The organism is Rhodocaloribacter sp. (genome assembly GCF_056451265.1).
Map to the genome: position 1 here is coordinate 1 of NZ_JBWOPL010000089.1, position 23,370 is coordinate 23,370.

Annotated in this window: 19 protein-coding genes; all 19 read right to left on the minus strand. The window is 65.7% G+C overall.

The genetic code is table 11. The features are described from left to right. Positions 1-583 precede the first annotated feature (583 nt). On the minus strand, positions 584-1,579 hold the full coding sequence (locus AC1HIY_RS14910) for an NAD(P)H-dependent amine dehydrogenase family protein (RefSeq protein WP_479577592.1): 996 nt from the start codon (positions 1,577-1,579) through the stop codon (positions 584-586). A 51-nt stretch (positions 1,580-1,630) separates the two neighbouring features. After that, positions 1,631-3,013 carry an aspartate aminotransferase family protein gene (locus AC1HIY_RS14915; protein ID WP_479577593.1) on the minus strand — a complete coding sequence of 461 codons (1,383 nt, stop codon included), beginning with the start codon at positions 3,011-3,013 and terminating at the stop codon, positions 1,631-1,633. A gap of 195 nt (positions 3,014-3,208) precedes the next feature. Next, on the minus strand, positions 3,209-4,312 hold the full coding sequence (locus AC1HIY_RS14920; protein WP_479577594.1) for a nucleotidyltransferase domain-containing protein: 1,104 nt from the start codon (positions 4,310-4,312) through the stop codon (positions 3,209-3,211). Between the two features lie 221 nt (positions 4,313-4,533). Beyond that, on the minus strand, positions 4,534-5,889 hold the full coding sequence (locus tag AC1HIY_RS14925) for an NAD(P)H-dependent oxidoreductase (protein ID WP_479577595.1): 1,356 nt from the start codon (positions 5,887-5,889) through the stop codon (positions 4,534-4,536). A 24-nt stretch (positions 5,890-5,913) separates the two neighbouring features. Beyond that, positions 5,914-6,777, minus strand: coding sequence for a glycosyltransferase family 2 protein (locus AC1HIY_RS14930; RefSeq protein WP_479577596.1), 864 nt, complete (start codon positions 6,775-6,777; stop codon positions 5,914-5,916). A 112-nt stretch (positions 6,778-6,889) separates the two neighbouring features. Then, on the minus strand, positions 6,890-7,819 hold the full coding sequence (locus tag AC1HIY_RS14935) for a hypothetical protein (protein ID WP_479577597.1): 930 nt from the start codon (positions 7,817-7,819) through the stop codon (positions 6,890-6,892). Next, positions 7,816-9,636, minus strand: a complete 1,821-nt coding sequence (locus tag AC1HIY_RS14940; protein WP_479577598.1) for an asparagine synthase-related protein — start codon at positions 9,634-9,636, stop codon at positions 7,816-7,818. The genes AC1HIY_RS14935 and AC1HIY_RS14940 overlap by 4 nt, the downstream gene beginning before the upstream one ends. A gap of 30 nt (positions 9,637-9,666) precedes the next feature. Beyond that, positions 9,667-11,562: an asparagine synthetase B family protein gene (locus AC1HIY_RS14945; protein ID WP_479577599.1), complete on the minus strand. Its 1,896-nt coding sequence runs from the start codon at positions 11,560-11,562 to the stop codon at positions 9,667-9,669. Positions 11,563-11,582: 20 nt separating this feature from the next. Further along, the gene (locus AC1HIY_RS14950) at positions 11,583-12,698 is read right to left on the minus strand and encodes an endonuclease/exonuclease/phosphatase family protein (RefSeq protein ID WP_479577600.1); all 1,116 of its coding nucleotides are present in this window, start codon (positions 12,696-12,698) and stop codon (positions 11,583-11,585) included. A gap of 3 nt (positions 12,699-12,701) precedes the next feature. Then, positions 12,702-13,763, minus strand: coding sequence for a glycosyltransferase family 2 protein (locus tag AC1HIY_RS14955; protein WP_479577601.1), 1,062 nt, complete (start codon positions 13,761-13,763; stop codon positions 12,702-12,704). Between the two features lie 14 nt (positions 13,764-13,777). After that, positions 13,778-14,833, minus strand: coding sequence for a glycosyltransferase family 2 protein (locus tag AC1HIY_RS14960; protein WP_479577602.1), 1,056 nt, complete (start codon positions 14,831-14,833; stop codon positions 13,778-13,780). A gap of 7 nt (positions 14,834-14,840) precedes the next feature. After that, positions 14,841-15,962 (minus strand): SGNH/GDSL hydrolase family protein, encoded by a 1,122-nt coding sequence (locus AC1HIY_RS14965; RefSeq protein ID WP_479577603.1) that lies wholly within the window; start codon positions 15,960-15,962, stop codon positions 14,841-14,843. A 39-nt stretch (positions 15,963-16,001) separates the two neighbouring features. Then, a complete protein-coding gene (locus tag AC1HIY_RS14970) occupies positions 16,002-17,879 on the minus strand; it encodes an ABC transporter ATP-binding protein (RefSeq protein ID WP_479577604.1) in 1,878 nt (625 codons plus the stop codon). An 11-nt stretch (positions 17,880-17,890) separates the two neighbouring features. Beyond that, complete coding sequence (locus tag AC1HIY_RS14975; RefSeq protein ID WP_479577605.1) at positions 17,891-18,760, minus strand: hypothetical protein; 870 nt, start codon at positions 18,758-18,760, stop codon at positions 17,891-17,893. 487 nt (positions 18,761-19,247) lie between these two features. Continuing rightward, positions 19,248-19,394 (minus strand): lasso RiPP family leader peptide-containing protein, encoded by a 147-nt coding sequence (locus AC1HIY_RS14980; protein ID WP_479577606.1) that lies wholly within the window; start codon positions 19,392-19,394, stop codon positions 19,248-19,250. 60 nt (positions 19,395-19,454) lie between these two features. Then, the gene (locus AC1HIY_RS14985) at positions 19,455-21,461 is read right to left on the minus strand and encodes a lasso peptide isopeptide bond-forming cyclase (RefSeq protein ID WP_479577607.1); all 2,007 of its coding nucleotides are present in this window, start codon (positions 21,459-21,461) and stop codon (positions 19,455-19,457) included. A gap of 72 nt (positions 21,462-21,533) precedes the next feature. After that, positions 21,534-22,142 carry a 2OG-Fe(II) oxygenase gene (locus AC1HIY_RS14990; protein WP_479577608.1) on the minus strand — a complete coding sequence of 203 codons (609 nt, stop codon included), beginning with the start codon at positions 22,140-22,142 and terminating at the stop codon, positions 21,534-21,536. A gap of 234 nt (positions 22,143-22,376) precedes the next feature. Further along, positions 22,377-22,709 carry a PqqD family protein gene (locus AC1HIY_RS14995; protein ID WP_479577609.1) on the minus strand — a complete coding sequence of 111 codons (333 nt, stop codon included), beginning with the start codon at positions 22,707-22,709 and terminating at the stop codon, positions 22,377-22,379. 20 nt (positions 22,710-22,729) lie between these two features. Continuing rightward, positions 22,730-23,370, minus strand: a 641-nt coding sequence (locus tag AC1HIY_RS15000; protein WP_479577610.1) for a UDP binding domain-containing protein, incomplete at its 5' end; no start/stop codon positions are given.

Sequence of the window (23,370 nt, forward strand, 5' to 3'; positions counted from 1 at the left end):
GGACAACCCCTCCGGCGCTCCGCGACACCCCCCCTGCGCACGGGTAGTAACTTTCATATACACAAACGGGCGACACTAGCCCTCCCCCCACCCCGGGGTACTTACCCCGACGGGGGGATGGGGGTCCCCCATGCTGCGCATGCACTGCTCCCCTTTGACCATGCACGCTTGCCGCTTAAGCAACAGCCGTCCTATCCCTCCGTCGCTCCGCGACACCTCCCCTTCACAAGGGGAGGACTTTTGTGTGTCGCACAACCCCTTCCCCCTCACAGGGGGAAGTACCCCGAAGGGAGGATGGGGGTCCCCCATGCTGCGCATGCACTGCTCCCCTTTGACCGTGCATGCTTGCCGCTTAAGCAACAGCCGTCCTATCCCTCCGTCGCTCCGCGACACCTCCCCTTCGCATGGGGAGGACTTTTGTGTGTCGCACAACCCCTTCCCCCTCACAGGGGGAAGTACCCCGAAGGGGGGATGGGGGTATCCGTCCGCCTTGGTCTACTCCAGCGGCGAAGCGTGAGTTCGCCACATCCATAGCGTCTCTGCCAGAGGGATCGGGAGCTGGATCCCCCCTACGAACTACGATTCACCACACCGTCACGACGGGGAGGTCGCGCATGGTGACGAGTCCCGGAGCGGCGGCGTGCACCCGGCGCACGGCGTTCACCGCGATGGCCACCGTGGCGAGGTCGCCGTTCGTGCCGTGGAGCTTCACCTCGAGGTCGGGCGTGCCGGTGAGGCGGATGGTGTCGCCGTCGTCGCCCATGTCGAGCGCGGCGATGAACGTGAGCACGGCGAACTCGCCGTCGGGCGCATAGCCGCGCGCCACCTGTTTGAGCCCCTTCACCTGCCCCGGCGCCACACGAAAATGCTCGGTCTCGGTCAGCGTCTCCGCCACCACCGGTTCGACGCCGTCCTCATACCGCACGAGCTGCTTCCCGAGCGTGTCGAAGAGCATGCCCATCGACTGCGGCAGCCCGACGTGTCCCATGCGTCCCTCGGCCATCTTCTGCTCGAACGCTTCCACCGTCATGCCCGATCCGATCTTCTTCTGAAACGGTCCGCGCCGCGTCGAGGCATTGATCACGCGGGTGACGGCGACGTGCGCGACCTTCTGACAGATGCCCGAGAGCGCGAGCGGGAGCGTGTCCATCAGGAAGCCGGGGTTGACGCCGGTGCCGAGGACGGTCTTTCCCGCCCGGCGAGCGGCGGCGTCGATCTCCTCGGCGTCGACGCGGTCGTCGAGCCACGGGAACGAAAGCTCCTCCGAGGTAGAGACGACGTCGAGCCCGGCGTCGAGGAGATCGAGGATCTGTGGCTTGAAGAGGTCGAAATACGAGTTCGTGGTGTGAAGCGCCACGTCGGCGTCGGTGCGGGCGAGCGCGTCGGCGAGGGTCTTCGCCGTGGGGATGCCGAGCGGCGCGTCGAGGCCGATGACCTCGCCCACGTCCCGGCCCACCTTGTCCGGATCGATGTCCACGCCGCCGACGAGTTCGAGGCCGTCGCGGGCGGCGGCGAGGCGCGCCACGGCGCTGCCGATGGGGCCGAGGCCGTACTGAAGGACGCGAATGGGTTTCGTCATGTCGATGAATTACCTCCGTCGGGGGTTCGATAGGGTTGTCAGAAATCGGATTCACAAAAAGGGTTTGATCCGTCGGGCGACGCGGCGACAGGCTTCGCCGAGGAAGGCGACGTCGGCGTCCGTATGCGCCGCCGTGGTCGCGCCGAGCCCGTGCACGGTATGAACGTTTTCGAGGAGCATGGCCAGGCGGAACACACGCTCGCTCAACTCGTGGTCGCACACACTGGGGTCGAGCACTTCGTCCGGCGTGTCGAGCGCGCGGCCCGTTTCATACGGAAAAAGGAGCATGTGCAGGGAGTTGTTCGGCAGATCGGCGTTCCGGTCCCCGGCGAAACGGACGGGGATGCCCTCCCCGGCGAACGCCTCGGTCACGGTCCGGCGCGTGCGTGCGGAGAGGCGTTCGAGCCTCGGGTAGATCTCGTCTTCATGGGCGACGAGGTGGGCGAGCATCGTCTTCGCGGCGAGCATGGCGGCGGGGTGCCCCGCATACGTGCCGCCTTCGAACTTCACCGTCCCGCCGCGTCGGCACTGCGCGAGCACGTCGGCGCGCCCCGCGACGGCGGCCACCGGCATCCCGCCGCCGATGGCTTTGCCGAAGGTCGTCAGGTCGGGCGAGACCCCGTACGTCGCGCCCACGTTCCCTGCGCGGAAGCGGAAGCCGGTGATGACCTCGTCGAGGATGAGGAGCGCGCCGTACTTCCGGGTGAGCGCGCGCGCCGCCTGCACGTACGCGCGGGTGGCGGGCATCATCCCTCCCGCCCCGATGACCGGCTCGAGGATGAAGGCGGCCAGGCGGTCGCCGTACCTTCGGAAGGTGTCCTGGAGATGATCGGGGTCGTTGAACCGGGTGAGGACGACGTGATCGACGACCGTGGGCGGCAATCCCCGGCTGTCCGCGTGCTCGAAGCCGTTTTTGAAGGCGACGCCTTTGAGTCCCCACGGCTGGCCGCCGTGCCATCCGCCGCCGACCTTGAGGACGTAGTCGCGCCCGGTGAAGGCGCGGGCGAGCAGGACGGCGTTCATCGTCGCCAGCGCGCCGCTCGTGGTGAAGCGCACGCGCTCGGCGCCCGTCCGGCGGCACAGGATCTCGGCGGCCTCCACCTGCGCGCGCTCCACGAAGCCGGACTGCAGGCCGAAGCCGTCGGCGAACGCCTGCGCCAATGCCTCTGTGACCACCGGAGGGTTGTGTCCGAGCACGTTGGCATAGTGGCCCTGCCAGAAGTCGAGGATGCGGTTGCCGTCTTCGTCCTCGACCCAGGCCCCGCGCGCCCGCACGATGCGCGGCGGAAACGGCTCGACCCACCGGAGCGCATTGCTCACCCCGTCGACGAGCACCCGGACGGCGCGCTCCTGCACCGCCGCCGAAGCCGGAGCGCGTCGGCCATAGGCGGCCGCCATCTCGGCCATGAGCGGCGCAAAATCTCGTTGCTTCACGCAAAGCCCTCCTTGATAATCCACGCGTGGAGGCAGGCTAGGAAATAGCGGGTACTTCTTCTATTAATTCCCGCCTAATTTGTGCGGAGCGCCTCGGGAAGCCCCTGCATTTGCCCTCGCTCCCCTTGATCGCGTGCAGGGACCGTGGTGTGGGTTGCGGAGGGCCCGAGGGCCGGCCCGGAGGAGAAGGGAAACTCAGCTTTCGAAGTCCGCCATCCGCCGGAGCAGCGCGAAGAAGCCATAGCGTACTTTGGTCTTCAGCGTATTCTGCAACAGCATGTGCAGGCGAAAGCGCTCTTTCAGAGGCGTGATGCCCAGATCGATCTGGCGCGGCAGCCGGTCCGCAAAGAAGTCCGTGAGGCGCCCCACGTACCGATCCGCCCGGACGGCCTCCATCCATTCCGGCGGCAGGGGAGCATCGAGGAACTGGTGCGCCAGACTCAGCCCGAGCAGGAGGATGCGCTCGCCGTGCGTGGCGCGGGCGCGGGCCATGACCTCGTCCCAGTCGAGCGCCGGGTTCGCGCCGACGAACTCCGCCACGTCACAGATGTACTTGAGCGTCTCCCAGCGGTTCTTTTCTCCGTGGTAACAGAGCATCTGAAGGAGATCGGGCGCATCGAGGCTCGGCACGGCCTCCCCATCGACGGTGACGATCTGCGCGCGCCGCCAGAGCGTGTCGAAATCCGGCGCGTAGTAGTACAGCAGAGGCATGATGCCGATGTGCACGTCGAGGTTGAAGGTGCCGCCGCCGCGTTGCAGCGGAAGCTGCCGTCCCTGCCAGAGATAGAGCTTTTTGCTGAGGCCCTTGCGGCGGGCCACCTGCGCGAACGGCTCATACCCCTCCTCCGAGAGCATCGCCAGCAGCCGATCCAGGTCCCGGCTCCGGATCAGGATGTCGAGGTCGATGAAGGGCCGGAGGCCGAGGTCGCCATAAGCCCACTGAGCCACCACCGGGCCTTTGAGGGCGAGGGCATCGAGCTCGTTTGCCTTGAAAAGGCGCATCAGCCGACCCAGCTCTTTCGTGAGAAACCGGTTGAGCGCCGAGGTGGCATGGGCCTGCCGCTCGAGCCGGAGCCGCACGTCCCCGGGGATCGCCTCAGGCTGAACATTCTTTAGACTACGATGCAATAAGGGGCGAACCCCATGATAATTGGCCAGCCGAAGGAGATACTCCCAGTCCAGTTCCCCGGCCAGTAATTGCCCAATATGTTCCTGATCCGACGGCCTCAGTCGCGTGCGAGCGCAACGGACCACCAGCTCGAATTCCGGGCTGCTATTTTCCTGGACCTGTGGAGCCATGTTTCTCCAGACGCCTATCGAGCGTTACGCCCGATGCTTCCGGAGGTGGGGCATCCGGAAGCGCGCTTTTTTAAGATGAACCGGGCGAAGATACAGAATAACCAGGGGAGACACCTGTCATTTTTCCGGGTACTTTTCGGTCACGCCGGCATTTTCGAGGCTGCGTGCCGGGGCCATTGACGCCTGCGGTCGTTGCTCAACCGCGGCTCCGTGCGCCTATTTTACGCAACCTCGCGCGCCCGACAATATAGCTCAAAATCGAGCCGTTCGGGGTCATAAGCCACGTCCTTAAGGAGAATCTTTTCATCTTTTTTCACGTCGCGCCGGAGTTGCACGTCTTCGGCGAGGCATATGGGGAGCCCCGCCGCCTCTTCGTTGTCGGACCGGTTTTCCAGCAACCCATAGCAGGCGTATCCGCCGATGCCGTCGAGGCGTTCGCCGCGCCGGAGGTCCCGCTTGGCATAGGCGTAGACGTCGGCTCGGAGACCGTACCTCGGCTGCAGCAGCGAGCGACCGTCGAGATGAGCGGCAGCGACGGCGTCCATCGCCTCGACGTGGCACAGGTGATAAGGTCGGTAGAAGACGTAATACGGGCCGGGACCCATCTTGTAATACGCCATCATCTGTTGCTGGTACGGATGATCGCAATAGCCGATGGCGAACACGCCGCCGTTGGGCTCCGCGCCGAGCACATAATCCACGACGGCGCCGTGCTCGCTTCGGATCGCCTCGAGGTCGAAAAGGTCGAGCGCCTCCAGCACGTGCCCCGCACGGGGACCGTACATACCCGGCACGGCGGTTTTCAGGCCGAGCGCGTTGGCGAGCAGCGCCATTTCGATGCCGAGCTTCGTGCCGTCCGTGTAGGCCGTGCACATCTTATAGTCGAGGTTGCGCTTGTCCGCCTCCGGGACGATCATCGTGGGGTCGGCGTATCGGTCGAGGTACCCCTTGATGTTGCCCGCCATCACGAGGTCGAAGCCCCACAACGTGAGGTCGTCGATCAGCCGTTTGATGACGCCGTGCTGATCGCCGTCGCAGCTGGCGTAGGTCACATCGTTGGCGACGGCGCGTTGCATGAAATAGGGGCCGAAGGCGAGGTCGGCCTCGGCGTTCATCATGATGAGGTGTTTGCCGTGTTCGAGCGCCGTCGCGCAGAACCGTCCGGCGGCCAGAATGGCGTTCGAGGCATCGATGAAGACGTCCACGAGGTCGGCGCGGGCGGGTAGTTCGGCGTCTTCGCAGACGGCCACCACACCGTCGCGCACGGCCTCGTGCACCCCCGCCACGTCCTCGACGATGCGATAGGGCAACCCCAGTTCCCGGGCGCATGCCACGGCGCGTTCGATCTTGAGGTCGGCGAGCGCCACGCACCGGAAGGCGGGCGTCACGTGGCACTGATAGAACAGCCCCCGTCCCATGGCCCCCGCGCCGATGACGGCCACGCGGATTTCCTCGTCGAGCCCGAGGAGCCGCTCCCGCATGCCGAAGGGTTGCCGCCCCGAGCCGCGCATCGCTGGTCCACGCATGCCCTCGACGGGACGCGACGCCCGATCCAGTGAGTTTGTCGTATGGTTCATGAGTTCTTTCCGGAAATGATCCCGTCACCGCCAGTAGTCCGACAAAAAGCGGTTGCCGTACCAGACGCCGAGCGGGCGAAGCACGGGAAACAGCACCTCGGCCGGTGCACGCACCTCTCCGCGCGCCATGCCTCTAATCAACGCGCCATAGTTTCGACGGTTCAGCGCATCGCGCAGGGTGCGGCGGGCGCTGACCCGAAAGCCGAGGCGGCGGAGCGCCATCCCCTCGTTCGCGCATCGTTTGAAGAGCGAGCGCGTGCGGTATTCATGACCGTGCCGCACCACGGCGTCCCGGCGCAGTTCCACCCGTTTCTCCGCCTCGAAGACGCGTTTCTGAAAGAGCTTGTCCGAGCACATCGGGATGGGGCCGAAGCCGGTCTCCTCCCATACGCTCCGGCGCACCGCGAGGTTGACCGTCGAGAGGCCGGGGACGTCGGACCAGCCGTACCGCTCGAAGAAAGGCCGCCACTCACTCGTCGCATAGAACCGCCCGATGCGTTCCCAGAAGAAGGGCTTGTCGGAGAGGGTCTCCCAGCCCTGCACCACGTCGGCGCGCCCGGCGCGAAGCGGCTCGGTGATCGCCTCCAGCCACCCCGTCCCCACCGGACACGCGTCCTGCGACAACGTGGCGATGATCTCGCCCCGGCAATGCGAAAAAAGGACATCCCGGCTCTCGCCGAAGGAGAAATCCTCGGGCGGAATCTCATGAATGACCGCGCCCGCCTCCCTGGCCGCCTCCAGCGTGTCGTCGGTCGAGCCGCTGTCGAGAAGGACGATCTCGGTCGCCCACGACTCCGGCACGGTCTGCCGTCGGAGCGCTTCGAGCACCTCACGGAAGGCGTCGCCTCCGTTTTTGGTAAGGATCGCGATGGAGATGAGTCGGGGCATTGATCGGTTGGTTGCTACCGCGAACGAACGCGCAAGGGACGCCTGTTATAAAGGGATGAGTCGGACGGATGGATCGCGTTCGATCCACTCGTCCGGCAGGGTAACCTGGAACTCAAAGTTTGAGATACCGCCGGTCTTCGGGCGCGACGTATGCTTCGAGGAACGCCCGGTGCCGCTCGCGCACCCCGTCGCGCCATCGCTTCCATTCGCGCGCGTCGACCTCCCCTTGAAGGGCATCGGGCCCGAACCAGGGGCGCATGGCCGCCACGAGCGCGCGCCCGGCGTAGTGGTTTTTATAGACCGACCGGCGCATTCGTCGCGCAATGCCGACCACGATCCGGCGCGTCTTCGCATATTTCTCCACGTTTCGAGCCGTCCGGTTCACGGCGCGGATGGTTCGGAGCACGTCGTCTGCGTGCGAGACGTTGACCGGCGCTCCGACGAACGGGGCCAACGGTTCGAAGCGCGCCCCGATTCCCTTCGCGAAATCCGCCTCCACACCCGACGCGCGCCTCGCCCGGTCGTACAGGCGCACCCGCACCGCATCGACGCCCGCGCACGCTTCCCACCGTTGCACGAGCGAGAGGTAATCACACCGCTCCGCAAAATCGTGGAGGTGCTCCCTCAACGACCGATGTCCGTTCGACATCAGATGCTGTTTGTAGGCCGAGAGCGCGAAATCGACGGGGTTCCGGACGTAGACGACAACCTCGACATGGAAGCCCGCGAGCTTATCGGCGACCTCCGCAATCTGATCGGCGTCACAGAGCGAAAAGTCTTCACAACTGAGCACGGCCCGGTCCCCCGTCCAGTCGGCGATCTCCTCTTTCACGTTCCGCCATACGTCCGCCTCCGGGGCCTCTTTCGTCTTCAGAACGTCCCACGCAAGCGCGTGATGCGCAAACCAGAGCCGCTCCGAGCGCCCGGCCAGCGGATAGAGCACCCCCTGATCCCGCAAGGCGGCCCCGGCTCTGGCGAGGAAAAACTGCAGGCTCGTCGAGCCCGTTTTGTGGGTTCCGATATGGAGAAAGACGGTTTTCAATGAGGGCGCCCCGTGTTGGTCTGCTCCGTCGGATGCCGATACCTGTCGGCCCAGAAGGCCAGCCCGGCGAGGGTCTTCAGCCCGGCCCCTCCGAGCGCGTCCGGCGTCTCCGCCCGCACCTCCGGGGGCGGGAGCATCCGCCGCATCTCGTCTTCGGAGAGCAGGTCCGCGAGCGCCGGGAGCATCGCCTGCGCCTCGCGCCGGATGGCGAGCCAGCCGGGGTTCCGGTTCACGTTCCACATCCGATGATTGACGCGCCGCTCGATGCCGAAGTGTTCGGCGAGACTTTTCCGGACGCGACGCCCGAGCGCTTCTTTCACGCGCCACACCCACCGCATCGCCTGCGAACGATACCGGATCGGCCATACGTCGAGCTGCCCCCGGTCGAGCGGCAGTTCGGCCAGACGCGGGAAGCGTTCCGCCACGAGATGCCGCTGAAGCCGACGCCGCCGCATCGCCGCGAGGGGCGTGGCAACGGCGACGTCGAGCACGGCGGGAAGACAGTAGGGCAGCGAAGGCCAGGAGAAACGCGAGAGCATCACGACGAGTCCGCCGATCATCAGGCGATCCCGGTGCAACAGGTCGAACCACCACCCGCGCCGGTCCGGACCGTCGCCGCGACGCAGGTATTCTTCGAAAAACTCGGAGACGCACGCATCGACGAGCGCCCCGGCCTCGCCGCCGGGCATCAGCTTCGCGAGGGCGGCTTCGGGGAGACCGTACCCTTTGTTTACCCGATCGAGCATGAGCGCGAAGGCGACTTCGGGGTCGTCGGCCCGGATGCCGCGTCCGATGTGGTTGCCGCCCATGATGATGTCGCCGAGGTGCCCGGTGGCGACGAGCCCGCCCGCCCGCCGGGCGTATGCGCCGATGGCCCACGGCGCGAAGTCGGTGACGGTGTTCGTCAGATGTGCGCCGTCGATGTGTGCCCGCGCCCACGCCGGGTACCGGCTCGTATCGACGTCGATGACGCGATGGGGGAAGCCGCATGCACGCGCCACCTTCGCCGCCGCGCGCGCTTCGAGGTCGGACGGCCGCCCGTACGTCCACGCCTCGGCGACCGCCCCCGGACGCTCCGCGAGATATCCCGCCACCAGCCGGGAGTCGAGGCCGCCGCTGAGTTGGAAGTTGACCGGGGTGTCCAGGGTGGACGCCCACGCCCGGAGCGGCGCTTCGAAGGCCTCGGCGTGCGCCTCGACGGAAGCCACCGGCCCCTCGCCGCCGGGCTTCCACACCTCCCGCGTGCGCGGCGGAGCGCCCTCTTCCCACACGACCTCGTGCCCCGACGCCGGCCGCCGCACATCCTCCCACAGCGTGCGCCCGCCGCTCGGGAAGCCGAACGCGAGGATGCCCGCCAGCGCCACCCGGTCCACCGCGCGGCCGCACGCGGGATGCGCGACGAGGAGCGACGGCGTGCTCGCCGCCAGCCACACGTCGCCGCGCCGGAGCACATAGACGGGAAAGAGGCCGAGCCGGTCCGAGGCGAGCCGGACCTGCCCTTCGTCCATCCATACGCAGAAGCCGAAGTCGGTCGCGTCGAGCCAGTCGCGCGTCGCCGTCTCGGGCGCGACAGTCGCCGGACGAAACGCCGCCTCGTCGTACGCACCGACGGCGATCACCCTCGCGCCGGACGGCCCTTCGGCGACCTCGAACGGCGTCTGTTTCTGACGCCAGACCACGAGCGTCCCGTCGCCTGCGCGCACCTCCTCCCGAAGCGGATACGCATACGGCCCACGCGCGATCTCCGCCTCGGCGGCGGCGAGATGACGCGCCCGGCGTTCGAGATCGGGGTCGGCGATGAGAAGAAAATCAGCCATAGACGGGGGATCGGCTTCGGGATCGAAGGCTCAAGCTTGAAGGATGCGAGGAACGCCTGACGTCGCGTCCGGCGGCGTGTCGAGAACGTGTTCTTTCCACAGGAAAAAGCTCAGCATGGTCCATACGAGCCACTGATGCGCCCGTTCGCCCCGCACGTGCTCGCCCACGGCTCGCGTGATGGTCTCCGTGCGAAAGAGGCCCGCGTCTTCGATGCGGCCCGGCGTGAGGGTGTCCACGACGAGGTCGCGGAGAGGCGGGAGCCGGAGCCATTGCCAGAGGGGCGCGGCCTGCCCCAGTTTCGGGAAAAACGCGATCTCCCGGGGCATGACCGTGGCGGCCATCTCGCGTAAAATCGTCTTCGAGGCATCATCGCGGCGGAGACGAGCGAGGAACTGCGTGAGTTCGAGATCGAGGAAGGGGAAACGGAAACGGAGGTCATGGGCGCGGCCCCACCGATGGTTCCACCACAGGTTGTGCTCGGCCTGAAGCAGACGGCTCGTGAGGAGGGCGTGGCGGTCGAAACGGTTCGACGTTCCAGACGCCGCGAGCATACGCTTCATGAGGCCGAGACGAGCGTCGCGTCCTTCGCGGAAAAGCTTCGGGTCTCGGTAGAGGCGGAGCCGCTCCTCGTCCCCGACGATGGTGTTCACGCTTTTCCGAGCATAGAGTTCGGCCGCGCTTTCGGCGGCGAGGCGCGCCACGGTGTGGAGGCGGTCGAACGGCCCCCGCCCGGAAAACGGCTTCGTGGCGCGGGCCATCGCCTGCCACGGGAGGCCGGGCCACCCGCCGAGCCGGAGCCCGAGCGTTTCCGTCCGCGCGAGTTCCCAATGTCCCGGGAAGCCCGGCAGCGCGCCGGTGAGCACCGTCCCGATCCCCGCCGCACGCACGGCGTCGAGGCGGGCCGTGTGGATCCCGTACGTGAACGGCTCCTCGTGCCGGGCAAGGAGCGCGGGGAGATGCTCGGCCACCCACGCCGGCCCCATCGGGATCTTCTCATGCGGCACGCCGAGGTGCTTCGTCAGCTTCCGTGCCCGCTCGTACTCGTTCCATTTCCCCTCGTACGCCTCGTATTCGAATGTGAACGCCGTCACGGGCACGTCGAGCCACCGGCGAAGTCCCGCGACGACGAGTGAGGAATCCACGCCTCCGGAGAGGAGCACGCCGAACGGCCCGCCCGTTTCGGTGGTGCGCCGCAAGCCCTCCTCGACGCGCGTCCGAAGCTCCGCGACGGTTTGCGCCTTCGATCCCCTGTGCTTCGGCTCGAACGACGGAAGCCAGTATGGCTCCAGGGTTGAACGCTCGTTTCCCCGGATGAGCACATGCGCGGGCGGTATTTTCCGGATCGCCTCGATGAAGGTCCACGGCGCGGGCACGTAGCCCATCGCCAGATACGCGTCAAGGGCGATCGGGTCGAGCGTGCGGTCGATGCCGAGGGCGAGGAGCGTCTGTAGTTCGGAAGCCCAGAGGAGCGCGCCGTCGTGCTCGGCGAAGAAGACCGGCGGCACGCCGCCCCGGTCGCGCGCGAGCGCCAGCCGTCCACGCCCGGCGTCCCACAGCGTGAGCGACGCCTGCCCGACGATGCGACCCAGTCCCGCCGTCCCCTCCTTTTGCCACAGCGCGAGCGCCACGTCCCCGACGTTCCCCTCCATCCGACCCGTCCGCGCCCGGAGGTCGGCCAGGTTATACACCTCCCCGTCGACGCACGCGAAGGAGCCGTCCGCCGCCGTGGCGACGTGGAGATCCGCCGCGCCCTTTCGCGCCGCCACCGCCACGAAAGGCTCCTCGGAAGGAAAGGCCGCGACCGTGAACGCGGGATGCCCCTCGGCCCAGGCACGGAAGCGCCCGACCCACACCTCGCGGCCCGGCGCATAGACGCCCGCCACCCTCGGAAGCGGCGGACGAACGCCGGCATCAAAAGTCTGCACAGGTTCTCTTTCGTGTCGCGTCATGGCTCCTCCGTGCGCAAGGTGAGCGCCGCCACGAACGGGCGATGATCCGAGACGAACGCCCCGCCCGTCTCCGCCGCGACGACCTTCCAGTGCGGGCTCGCCAGAATATAGTCGATGCGGGTGAGCGGAAGGCGAGCCGGATAGGTGCCGAGGGTGCGCCACCCGGCGCTTCGCCAGGCGTCGCGCAGACCTTCGGAGAGATGGCGATACACCCAGTCGTGGGGCGTCGCGTTCAGATCGCCGAGGAGGAGGAAGGGATGCGTCTCGGCGTCGATGAGCCTCCGGAGCGCCCGCGCTTCCCGCGCCCGCGTGTGGACGTCGTCCCGGAGCGCCTCGTACACCCGCTTCATCCATCCGGGGATGCCGCCCCGACGGTCGGACGCCTCGCCCCGGCTCAGGTACGAATGAAGGTGCACGTTGTACACAACCACCTCCCGCCCCTGCCACGTAAACTTCGCCCACCCTGCGTTCGTCAACTCCGTCCCGTCTCCCTCGCGGAGGCCGAACTCCCCGACGATACCACCCGGAATGCGCGTGAGGATCGGGCGGCTTAGCACGATCTTGCTCCCCTGCGCAGGCTGTGGAACGTCAAACAGTTCCGTCTCGATGAAGGGAAACACCCCGATGGAGATGTTCGTCCCGCCGACGAAGTGGACCGTGGCTTCCTGTAAGCCGACGACGTGCGGGCGCACCTCCCTCAGCCACTCGGTCATCGGTTGGTGCTTCTCGGCGTAAAGCCACCCGGCATTGAACGTCATCACCACGAGCGTGTCGGACGTGGCCGCGCCGCCCCGGACGTCCTCGTGCGGGCGGACGAGACGCGGCGCATCCGGTGCGAAGCGCCACCCGATGAGGACGAGGAGCGCGGCGTGCAAAAGCTTCGTCTTCCATGCGCCGCGGCGCATGACGGGGACGGTCGCCGCCGCGAGGACAAGCGCAAAAAACGGCGTGAAGGGAGCGAGGAGTTGAAGCCCCCACAGTGTTTCGGGAGGCACGAACCGGGCGAGCCAGGCGCTCACGAAAGCCGCACCGAGCAAGGCATACCCGAGGCGTCCGGGCCATCGCCTCCCGCGCACCGTGCGCGCCGGGGCTTTTCGTCGGATCGTCGCCATGCCTCAGTCCTCCGGGGCGGAAACGGGCCGACTCGGCTCGGTGCGCGCGCCCGCATTCTGTGCCGCCGCATCCGGAAGGACTCCCCGGCGCTTGACCAGTCCCCGGCGCTCATAGTTGCGCGGGCGCTTCCGCTCGACGAGGTATTGCCGCATCTGCCACCACAGGTTGACGAGCGCGAACTCTTCCGGCGCGATCCCCTCGTTCCGACGCCGCGCCTCCGGATGACGCAGCCGCCAGAGCCCCAGGTGCATCCACCGCTTGACGAGCACCGCGTACGGATGCCGCCACAGCTCCCACCGGCGCTTGCGATGGGTGAACTGCGCCGCCGTCCAGTGATGCCAGTGATACCGGAGATACGCCATCGACCGTCCCCTTCGCCGGGCCGCCGACAGAAACGCCCGGCGCGTCAGGCGTGAAGCGTCGGCATGATGCGCCACGGGCGCGTTGTTCACACGGGCGAAGCGGAAGCCTGCCTCCTTCAGTTGTGAGGTGAAAAGCACGTCCTCGATGGCCCCACACCGCGAGCCGGGACCGAGTTCGGGGTCGAAGGCCGGCACGCGCTCGAGCACGCGGCGATGAAACGCCATGCTGATGGTGATCGGGCCGGGCCGCTCCTCGGGCGAGCGGTCTTCCGAACTCGAGAGCGCGGCGCGGTGGAAGGCCGTCATCCACGGGCGCTGAAGGTCCTCCGCGAGCACGGAAGCGCCGCCCACCACATCGGCCGTTCCCGCGAGGATCGGCGCGCACAGGGCTTCGAGCCAGTTTGCCGGGAGCCGCACGTCGTCATCGGTGAAGAGCAGGACTTCGCCGTGCGCGGCCCGGAGCGCCGTCGTGCGCGCGAAGCCCACCCCGGCTCTCGGCTCCTCGACGAGGCGCACCGGCATGTTCGGCAGGCTCCTTCCGCGCACCCATGCCGCCGTCCCGTCCGAAGAGCCGTTGTCCACCACGACGAGCTCCGCCTTCAGGCCCGGCGGCACATCGAGCGCGCCCACCGAGGCGAGCGTCTCCCGGAGGTCCGGCAGCCGGTCGCGCGTGCAGATGAGAATGGAGGCGAGCGTGGACATAAAAGGACCTTCGGTTAATCGCGGACTTGCGCCTTCGCGGCGACGCCGTTCCTGCCGGCGGCGGACGGTCTCGGCTTCGGCAAATCCCCATGCCGTTTGATCAATCCGTACCGGTCATAGTTGGGCGGACGCCCCCGGAAGCGGACGTACTCCCGAATCTGATGATACTGATTGACGAGGGCGAACTCCCGGTACGCGATCCCTTCCCGTCGTCGGAGCTCCCGGGGATGCGTCAGCCGCCATCGCCAGAGGTTGAGCCACCGCTTCGCGAGCACCACGAAGGGATGTCGCCAGAACTGCAGGGGGCTGCGGCGGCGCGTCCACCGCGTTTCGTCGTCGTGCTTCCAGTGATAGCCGAGGTAGGCGAGGCCCCGCCCCCGGCACCGGGCCGCGTGAAGGTAAGCCGCCCGCGAGAGCCGGTCCGGCTCGGGCGCGTGCGTGACGGGCGCGTCGAGGACGCTGGCGATGCGGAAGCCCGCCTGCCGGAGCTGATAGGAGAACAGGGTGTCGTCGAAGAAGCCGTAGCGGGCGCCCGGCCCGAGTTCGGGATCGAAGGCCGGCACACGGTCGAGCACGCGCCGATGGAAGGCCATGCTTAGCCCCACCATATCGCTCCGCCCGCCCTCGTCGATGCCCTCGGTGACGGCGAGCACGGCGCGGTGGAAGACCTGCATCCACGGACGCGCGAGCGAGGGATCGAGCGCCGACTTGCCCCGCACGGCGTCGGCCTCTCCGGCGAGGATCGGCGCGCACAGGGCTTCGAGCCAGTTCGCCGGGAGCCGCACGTCGTCGTCGGTGAAGAGGATGATCTCGCCGCGCGCCGCCGCGAGCCCGGCATTGCGCGCCCGCGCCTGCCCGGGACGGGGTTCCTCCACGAGGCGCACCTCCAGGTTCGGCAGGGTCGCCCGCTCGGCCCACGCCGCCGTCCCGTCCGAAGAGCCGTTGTCCACGATGAGCACCTCGGCCCGCATCGACGGCGGGACGACGAGCGCCGCCATCGTCCGCATCGTCTCCACGAGATGAGGCAGGTGGTCGCGCGTGCAGATGATGATGGAAACGGGCGTGCTCACGGCGTCGTCAGTGGGTTTTCGAGGCGACGAGGCGGCGGATGCGCCCGGCAAGCGTCTCGGCCATCAGCCGCCCACCCTCCGCATTGAAATGCCCTTCGTCGAGAAAATGCTCCGGCGTCCACGGCCGACGCGTCACCTCTTCCACGACGGCGCACGGCGCGTCCTCGCATAGCCCCGTCATCAGGCCGTTGAAGCGACGCATGAGCCCCGGCGCCGCCTCGTCGATGATGCGCGGCGTCCCCGGATGCGTGCGTCGACTCCCGACGAAAGCGGCTTCGTTGAGCACCTGTGGGACGAAGAACGCATAGGCGCCCTGCATCCGAACGAGTTCGCGAAGCGTGGTCAGATTGCGATGGTAGATGCGGTCCACGTAGGCGTCCGCACCCGCATACGCCCCTTCCGGAGCAGCCGCGACGTCTTCCTCCTCCGAACGCCCCATCCCCAGCCTGTGCGCCACGAATTGAAACAGGCGCACCGCGCCGGAACGTTCCTTCAGTTCCTCGACGAACGTCGGGCGGTTCATCGCTGAGATTTCAAGGTTGTCGTACTGTTCGAACCCGTGCTCCCGATATTCCGGCGTGGGGTCGAAGCGGTGATAGTTCCCGATGTCTTCCCACCCGGTATAAAAGACGACTATGTCCGGCTCGATCTCCGGCAGGATGAGTGCGGACCGGATGACGTGTTCGGCGGTGGAATAGCCGGGGACGCCGAAGTTATAGACGACGTATCCGTCGCCGAGCAGGGTCTGGAGTTGCGCCGGCCAGGTCTGCTCATCGGGCAGGTACGCGCCGAAGGTCGTCGAGCCGCCGAGCACGGCCACGCGGATCTTGTCCGCCGTCGCCGGAGGCGCGCCCGTCCACCGGCCGCCCTCTGCGGTGATGGACAGCTTCTTGCCCCACAGCGGCGCCCGAACGCCGGCAGCGGGCACGCCCACCAGGTACGGGTGATGCCGAAAGACGAAACTCTTCACCGAAACGGGTTTATCCCGGAACAGCCACCGCCCTTCCTTGAGGCGAAAGAGCGCCTGCCCTCCCCCCTCGGTGACGGCCATGAGCAAGAAAAACGCGCCGAGGACGGCAAGCCCTCCGGTGATGCGACGGCGATGAGGCCTTCCGTCTCTGTTCTTCATGGAAAAGGATGTTGGTTTGCGAAAGACCGACCCCTCCGCTCACGAAGCCGAGGTCTGTGCCCGCTCGGCCTGAATCTGTTTCTGCCACGACGAAGCGTAGAGTCCCTGCCGGGCCAGCAGCTCTTCGTGCGTTCCGGATTCAACGACCTGCCCGCCATCCATCACATAAATGATGTCGGCCCGCATGGCGGTGGTGAAGCGGTGCGTCACGATCAGGGCCGTGCGTCCCGCCACGAGGTCGCGAAAGCGGTCGAGCCATTGCATTTCGGCCCAGGAATCCATAAAGCTGGTGGGTTCGTCGAGGAGGACGACGGGCGCCTCGCGGTAGAAGGCGCGGGCGAGCGCGATGCGTTGCCACTCGCCGCCGCTGAGGTCCACACCGCCCTCGAACTCTTTGCCGAGCATCGTGTCCAGCCCCTTCGGCAACTGCCTGATTACGGACTGTGCGCCCGCAGCGTCAATGGCGCGCTCGAGGCGCTCCCGCGTCACCGGGACCTCAACGTTGCCATAGGCGATGGATTCACGCACCGTTCCCGCGTAGTTGACCGGATACTGAAAGAGCACCGTGACGCGCCGCCAGAGGTCCTGCGGATCGACGTCCCGGATGTCCACGTCATCCCAGCGCACGGCGCCCGCTTCGGGGTCATAGAAGCGGCACAGCATCTTGATGAGGGTGCTCTTGCCCGCCCCGTTCTTGCCCACGATGGCCACCGTCTTGCCCGCCGGGATGAACAGGCGGAAGCCGTCGAGGGCGACGTGGTCGCTTCCGGGATAGCGGAAGGTGACGTTCTCGACGGTGATGCCGCGCCGCAGGGTCTCCGGCACCGGACGCGGGTGCTCGGGGGTCTTCACGCGCGGCTCCAGTTCGAGGAACGTGAAGAGGTGTTCGAGAAAGAGCGCGTCGGCATAGAGCGTGCCCACGCTGCTCAGCAGGGTGCGCATCAGCCCCTGTCCCTGATTGAAGGCCTGGTAGAAGAGCGCGACATCACCGAGGGTGGCCAGTCCGCGCACGGCCCGCATGACCATCCAGACCATGATGCCTCCCGTGGCGGCGAGCGCCCACAGGCTGGCGAAGAGCGAGGCCACTCGCTGCCTTCGGCTCAGCCGTATAAAGCTGTCCCTGAGCCACCGCCGGATGTCCTGATAGGCGCTCTGAAAACGCTCGCTCAGTCCGAAGAGCCGCACTTCCTGCGCCGAGTCCCTCCGCGTAATGATGGCGTCGAAATAGCGGGCCCAGCGGCGTTTCTGCGTGGTGCTGCGCCACCATGCATGATAAATCCTCTGATGAACGAGGAGCGTACGGAGCGCGGGCAAGGTCGAGCCGAAAAGCACGAGAGGCACCCACCATCCGTACGGCAGCAACAGCCCCGCGATGGCCGTGATGGTGACGAGGTTTTGCAGGATGCTGCCCACTCCTTCGAGGATGGTGAGCACGCGGCGGTCCGCTTCCTCATTGGCCCGCGACATATGGTCGAAGTACTCCGGGATGTCGTAGAACTCAAGATCGACGCCGGCCGTCTTCCGGTGGATGAGTTGCTTGATATAGTCAGTGACGTGCTCGGCCTGTGCGCCGCGCACCCAGATGACGCCCTGCTGAACGACCTGCCCGAGGATCAGCACCAGCACCATGGCCCCGCCGGCAAACACCAGCGGCCCCATGTTCTCCATGTGCATGCCGCCGCCGATGGCCTCGGTGAAAGTGTCCACCACCATCTTGGTCAGATAGACCGCCAGAGCAGGCAGAATGCCCTGCAGGAGCAGCAAGACGCCCCAGACCATCGTCCACCGGGACGCCGCCGTCCAGGCGATCCGAAGCGCGCGGCCGATGTAGGCCAGTTTCCGGCGAACGTTTCGCCAGTTCAACCGCTCCCGCGGCAGTTCGACGACATTCTGAGGGGAGGCGCCTGTCTTTTCCATCCGGTTCTCGCTCATCCCTTCTCGTATGCGACGGCCGGAGCGTTCACACCGGAAGCCCGGCGCAACCCTTCCAGGTCCTTTTTGACGACGTCGACCAGTTCGTGCAGCCGGGCCAGGTCGCGGGGGCGACGGAGCCGACGCACGGGAAGCAGTCGGGCCAGCCGCGCGCTCTCGGCCAGATGATGCGGCGTGGCCCCTCGCTCCTCGAACATACGGAGCGCAAACGAATGGCGCATCAATTCGATGCAAGCTTCCCGGGGCGGCACCGGCTCGATCTCCACCGGCATCGCCTCGTCGTCCTGCCAGTCGAGCACGTACACACAGCGCAGCGGCATCTTTTCGTCCGGGAAGTCCTCCCGCACCGAGACGATGCGTTTGGCGCCCCGGCGGCTGATGAGGGGATGGTTGTCCGGGCGCTCGTTCCGTGCTGCCTCTACGGCCTCCGGAAGCAGCTTCAATCCGGGGAAAGCCGGGGCGGCCCGCACCGTCTCACCCTCCGTATAGAGCGGCAGCAAATCGTCCGTCAATACCGGACAGCCCCGCGCATGGAAAAGCGCCGTCGTGGTGGATTTGCCCATACCTTTCCAGCCCATGAACGCGACGGCTTCCCCCCCCACGGCCACCGCCGAGGCATGGAGCGAAGGGATGCCCCGCTGGTGCAATACGAATCCCATCCCGATACCCGAGACGAGGAAACGGAAGCCACGCGCCTCCGATCCCGGCGCAGGATCGACGATGATTGCGCGCCCGTCCCGAATCTCCAGCCCCCCGATCTCATTCATCCAGAAACGAATGAAGCCGGGCCGTTCCTCGATCGCAAAAAGACCGGCCGCTTCTCCTTCGGTGGGAAGCGCGGCAACCGATCCATAGCGAATATCCACATCTACCCGGCTCGCATGAGAAACCTGCAACTCGGGCATCTCCATCTCGGAACGCACTACAAGACCGTAACACGAGTAGAAATATGACATTACAAGGAAAATATTTTTATCTCTTCCGAATGCTCTCCTTACCCCGGACCGAATTCCATGTTCTCCGATCGGATGAGGCGAACGACCCAACCAGTGCGAGAGACGAAACGAGGCGCGTTCTTGCGCGCCGACGCATCGCATCGGTTCACCCGTCGCACGAGCGTCCTTCAACCATGGACGGAGGAAGACCCGGCATACGTTGCAAAGAACATACCCGTACCGTTTGGAGACGGATGTACCCATGAAGGCTTATCGGAGCAACGTCCAGCCTCCATGCCCGGCAAGCTTTCCACGGGCCGTGATTCCGGGGACTGACGACGGCAACGACCTTCCCGAAAAGAGCAAAAAAAAAACCGGCCTACAGCAGGATATGCTGTAGGCCGGTCGCCAACACCTTTTACTTGCCGGTGCTGTAAAAGGTGTCGTCAACTCCACCGCAAGGGTGGTCGCATCCGGCAGAACTCTGGTTGCCGGTGATGGTAGCTACAGACCCGTAGACCGTGAGGGCCGGGGCCTCGTAGCCCTTTTTGGTTGGTGCTTCCATAAACACTCCTCCACTTGTATGGTTTAGATTGCTACGAACGCCAGGACCCTTAGATCCTGGCTATATAGAATCCACGGTACATGGATCTATTTCAGGTTGGTTGTCTTCGACGACAGTGGAGAACCATTGCGCAAGCGCCAGGGCTCTCCACAAGACCATTCGCTCGGCCTCCGACCTTGGAGCAACGAGCGTGCCCCCGGCCATTTGCCGGGCCAGACGGCCTACCGCCGCACCGTCGAGGTAATCGGCCAGCAAGCCACCTTTTGTAAAGGCGTCGGCGTACTGCCGCAGGGTCTCGTCTTCATCTTCCGACAGGCTGCGAATATAGCCCGGCGCAAGGTTGGCCTTTCCATGCCGCCACTGCACTTCCGGCGGCAAAATGCCGTCCATCGCCCGGCGCATGATCCAGCGTCCCCAACCGTCGCGGCGCTTCAGGTTGCCGGGCAGCGCCAGACAGTATTCGACGAGTCGCACGTCGAAGAACGGCATCCGCACTTCGATGCCGGCGGCGGCGGCCTGCGCGTCGATCAGACGAGCGCCGTAGGCCATGATCGGCCGAGTGAGCCGGGCATAATGGTTCGCCCGTTCGGTCCGATAGGCTTCCGGCCCTTCCGCTCGAACGCCGCGCGGCATGACCGCGTCCACGAACGAGGGTTCAAAATAGCGTTGCCACGCGCGACCCGCCCATGCCGTCCCCATGGCCGAGAACTGAAGCGCGTCGCTCATGGCGGCCTCGCCCCTACCCAGAGCGGCCAACATACGCGCCATGCCGGGCCGGAACCGCACGTACTGCTTCAACCATTTGAGGTACGCCCTGCGGGCATGCCGTTCTTTGCCGCCCATCTCCAGGACCATCAGCCGCACTTCCCGCCATAATCGGATCCAGCGCCGCGACCACAATAGCTCATATAAGTATCCGGTCCCATGCGACACCGTCGTGTCCCCATCGAAGCCGTCGAGCACGACGCGAACGCCTTGCTCGCGGGCTTTCTGGTGAAGGGGCCAGGACATATAAGTGTTGATGCCTTCATTGGGCCGTTCCAGATGCCATGTCAGTTCGGCGTTGTGGGCCAGTGGACCGGAGGTGTCGGCATCGAAGAACACCGGCTTCATCACGCCCGGATAATTCCTGAGCGCCGCCTCGATGAAGGATCGTTCGTTACAGGACGGAATGCTGTCGAAAACGGCGGAGTAGGTGTGAAGCGGCTCACCGCGTTCCGCTCGTTGCCTTGCCGCCACGCAGGCGATAGACGTCGAGTCGAGGCCGCCGCTGAGCATTGCGCCCACCGGCGCGTGGCTCCGCAGACGACACCGCACCGCCTCCTCGAAGTGTTCCCTAAACTGCTGGATGTACGCCTCATCCGTTTTGAAACGGATCTCTCGCTCCGGATCGAGGGCCCAGTATGCGCGCGATCGCACCTCGCCGTCGGCTTCCAGGGTGAGGATATGCGCGGGCGGCAGGGCGCGCACCTCTTTGAAGAACGTCATCTCCGGCTCGACGCGCACCGGCACGAGTAAAAACTCGGCGATCTTGAGTTCGTTGACGGCGCCGACATCGAAACCCGCCGCCCGCAACGCCTTGATTTCGGAGGCAAACGCGAAGAACCGCCCCGGGCGATGCACATAATAGAGCGGTCGGATCCCGAAGTGATCACGCGCCAGGAGCAGACGTTGCTCGCGCGCGTCCCAGACGGCGAGCGCATAATCGCCGAGCATGTGCTCGAGCACGTCCGCCCCCCAGCGTCTATAGCCCGCCAGCACAAGCACGCTGTCCGGTCGGCGGAGGAAAGCCGCAGGCAACCCGAGCTTACGGATCATCTCTTCCCGGTTGTCCACCCGGCCGTCCATGACGAGCACGACCTGCCCGTCTTCGGAGACGAGCGGCTGCGTCTCCTCTGCGGCCTCCGGGACCGTGCGAAACATCACGTGGCCGAGTCCCACCGGACCCTCCACCCAACGGCCCGCGCCATCCGGCCCCCGATGCGCAATCGCATCGGTCATGCACCGGACGCGCTCGGAAGCCGCCGGTTGTCCGTCAAGGCGCCATATGCCTGCGATGCCGCTCATGTATTACCCGATCCTTTTACGGTAACTCGTATTTCTCAGAGGTTTCCAGGAGCTCGCTCGGTTGCCCTTCGCTCAGTGATACCAGGCCACGATGGTGCACCGCTCGCCGTGCGTAACCGGGTTGACTTCGTGCATCATGCCTGAGGGGAAACCGACCAGCATTCCTTCTTCCGGCTCGAGCGGAAAGCCCTTGCCGGCCCACGCCGCTCCTTCGACCAGGTCGTACAGAATCAACTCTCCTCCCCCGAAGGAACCCTCCCGAGGTTCATCCGAGGACCCATTGACAAAGAGCACCAGAGACACCTTCCGATCCCGTATGTATTCGTGGGCGTTCGGATCGTCGCTGCTATCGGTGTGTGCATAGAAGAAATCCCCTTCCCTATAGAGCAGATATTGGGGCGTCTCGAAGCTCTTCAGCGCCACGCCGAAATGACGCGCCAGATCGGGGCCCTGCGCCTGCATGAGAGCCTTGATTTCACGCCAGGTTTCTTCCGACACCCGCACGAGCCGCGTGCTTCTCGACCGGGTCCTGACGACGTCCACCCCTTTGTTCGTAACTTTAGCCGGCTCAATCACTTCTGAGGAAGCCATCTCCTCCCGAATCCGCTTACATTGCTCGGGGCTGAGGAAATTCTCCCGGATATAGATCCCAAACCGTTTAAAAAAATCAGCTTTCGGCATAATGTGCCTCTTCCAGTGTTCGCTGCCGCGGTGTGCACGGGGCTTGCTCTTTCCCGACCCGTTGATGCTCGGTATGCCTCTGGCACATGCATCATCCTTCCCGTACTGCTCCGATACACAAACGGCTCATTCCGGAAAAGAGCTTACCTCAATTTACATAAACATTTATGCCTTTTCCCCCTGACACTTTCTCTTAACACCTTTGCTCCGGCGTCGCCTTCCGGCGGACGCATGTTAAGCCGGCATGCTGTTGGTTTCCTGAATCAGCCCCTGCTCCCTGAGCTGGTTGAGAAACGCCAGAACGTCCGTGGTAATCTGCTCCGGCGTTGCATCGTACTCCTCGAGCATCTTCTCGACGACGTATCCAACCGGACGCGGCTGTTTGATCAGTTCAAGGATGAACACCCCCACCTCGTTGAGACCGAAGTAATTTCCCGACTTGACGTCGAGCAAGATGGCTTCGCCACCCAACTCGGCGGCCGTCAGGTTGTCTGCCATCACGATGATAGATTTTTCCGTGATCACTTCTGTTCGTTGTTCTGGTTTTGAAAAGGGGTCAAGACCCATCGCTTGCGCGGCTCTCCGATTTACCGCCGTCCGCCGCCGAGAAGACGCACTTTGCCGGGATCACAGGCGACGTCCTTAAGGGCGTTGCGCGTGTCGATGATGGCGGGAGCATGCCGGGCAATGTCGGCATACGGGAATGCGTCATGGTCTGTAAGAATGACGACGACGTCGTGTTCCCGGAGCGTCTCCGGCGTGAGTTCGACCGAGGCGAGCGTCCGGCGCTTCCCGTCGCGCAGGACGGAGAAGGCAGGCACGTGCGGGTCGCTATAGGCGATATGCCGCAGCCCCTGTGTCCACAGGTTCTCGATCACCGGATAGGCCGGCGAATGGCGCGTGTCGTCCACGTTCTTCTTGAAGGCCACACCGAGGATGAGCACCTTCGCCTCGGAAAGGCGAATGGGCAGATCGGCCACGGCCCGGAGCACCTGCTGCCCTACGTAGTACGGCATCTCCTCGTTGACACGGGCCGAGAGCGTGATGAAGTTCGTCTCGAAATCATACTTGCGCGCCATCCACGACAGATAGTACGGATCGATCGGAATGCAGTGTCCCCCCAGCCCCGGACCCGGATAAAAAGGCATGTACCCGAAGGGCTTCGTCGCGGCCGCCTCCACCACCTCCCACATCGAAATGCCCCCCACACGGTCGCACAATCGCGCCA

Excerpts from the sequence above, each read along its gene's own strand:
- AC1HIY_RS14910 (WP_479577592.1), bottom strand. The coding sequence starts at position 1,579 with ATGACGAAACCCATTCGCGTCCTTCAGTACGGCCTCGGCCCCATCGGC.
- AC1HIY_RS14920 (WP_479577594.1), bottom strand. The coding sequence starts at position 4,312 with ATGGCTCCACAGGTCCAGGAAAATAGCAGCCCGGAATTCGAGCTGGTG.
- AC1HIY_RS14925 (WP_479577595.1), bottom strand. The coding sequence starts at position 5,889 with ATGAACCATACGACAAACTCACTGGATCGGGCGTCGCGTCCCGTCGAG.
- AC1HIY_RS14930 (WP_479577596.1), bottom strand. The coding sequence starts at position 6,777 with ATGCCCCGACTCATCTCCATCGCGATCCTTACCAAAAACGGAGGCGAC.
- AC1HIY_RS14940 (WP_479577598.1), bottom strand. The coding sequence starts at position 9,636 with ATGGCTGATTTTCTTCTCATCGCCGACCCCGATCTCGAACGCCGGGCG.
- AC1HIY_RS14950 (WP_479577600.1), bottom strand. The coding sequence starts at position 12,698 with ATGGCGACGATCCGACGAAAAGCCCCGGCGCGCACGGTGCGCGGGAGG.
- AC1HIY_RS14955 (WP_479577601.1), bottom strand. The coding sequence starts at position 13,763 with ATGTCCACGCTCGCCTCCATTCTCATCTGCACGCGCGACCGGCTGCCG.
- AC1HIY_RS14965 (WP_479577603.1), bottom strand. The coding sequence starts at position 15,962 with ATGAAGAACAGAGACGGAAGGCCTCATCGCCGTCGCATCACCGGAGGG.
- AC1HIY_RS14970 (WP_479577604.1), bottom strand. The coding sequence starts at position 17,879 with ATGGAAAAGACAGGCGCCTCCCCTCAGAATGTCGTCGAACTGCCGCGG.
- AC1HIY_RS14980 (WP_479577606.1), bottom strand. The coding sequence starts at position 19,394 with ATGGAAGCACCAACCAAAAAGGGCTACGAGGCCCCGGCCCTCACGGTC.
- AC1HIY_RS14985 (WP_479577607.1), bottom strand. The coding sequence starts at position 21,461 with ATGAGCGGCATCGCAGGCATATGGCGCCTTGACGGACAACCGGCGGCT.
- AC1HIY_RS14990 (WP_479577608.1), bottom strand. The coding sequence starts at position 22,142 with ATGCCGAAAGCTGATTTTTTTAAACGGTTTGGGATCTATATCCGGGAG.
- AC1HIY_RS14995 (WP_479577609.1), bottom strand. The coding sequence starts at position 22,709 with ATGGGTCTTGACCCCTTTTCAAAACCAGAACAACGAACAGAAGTGATC.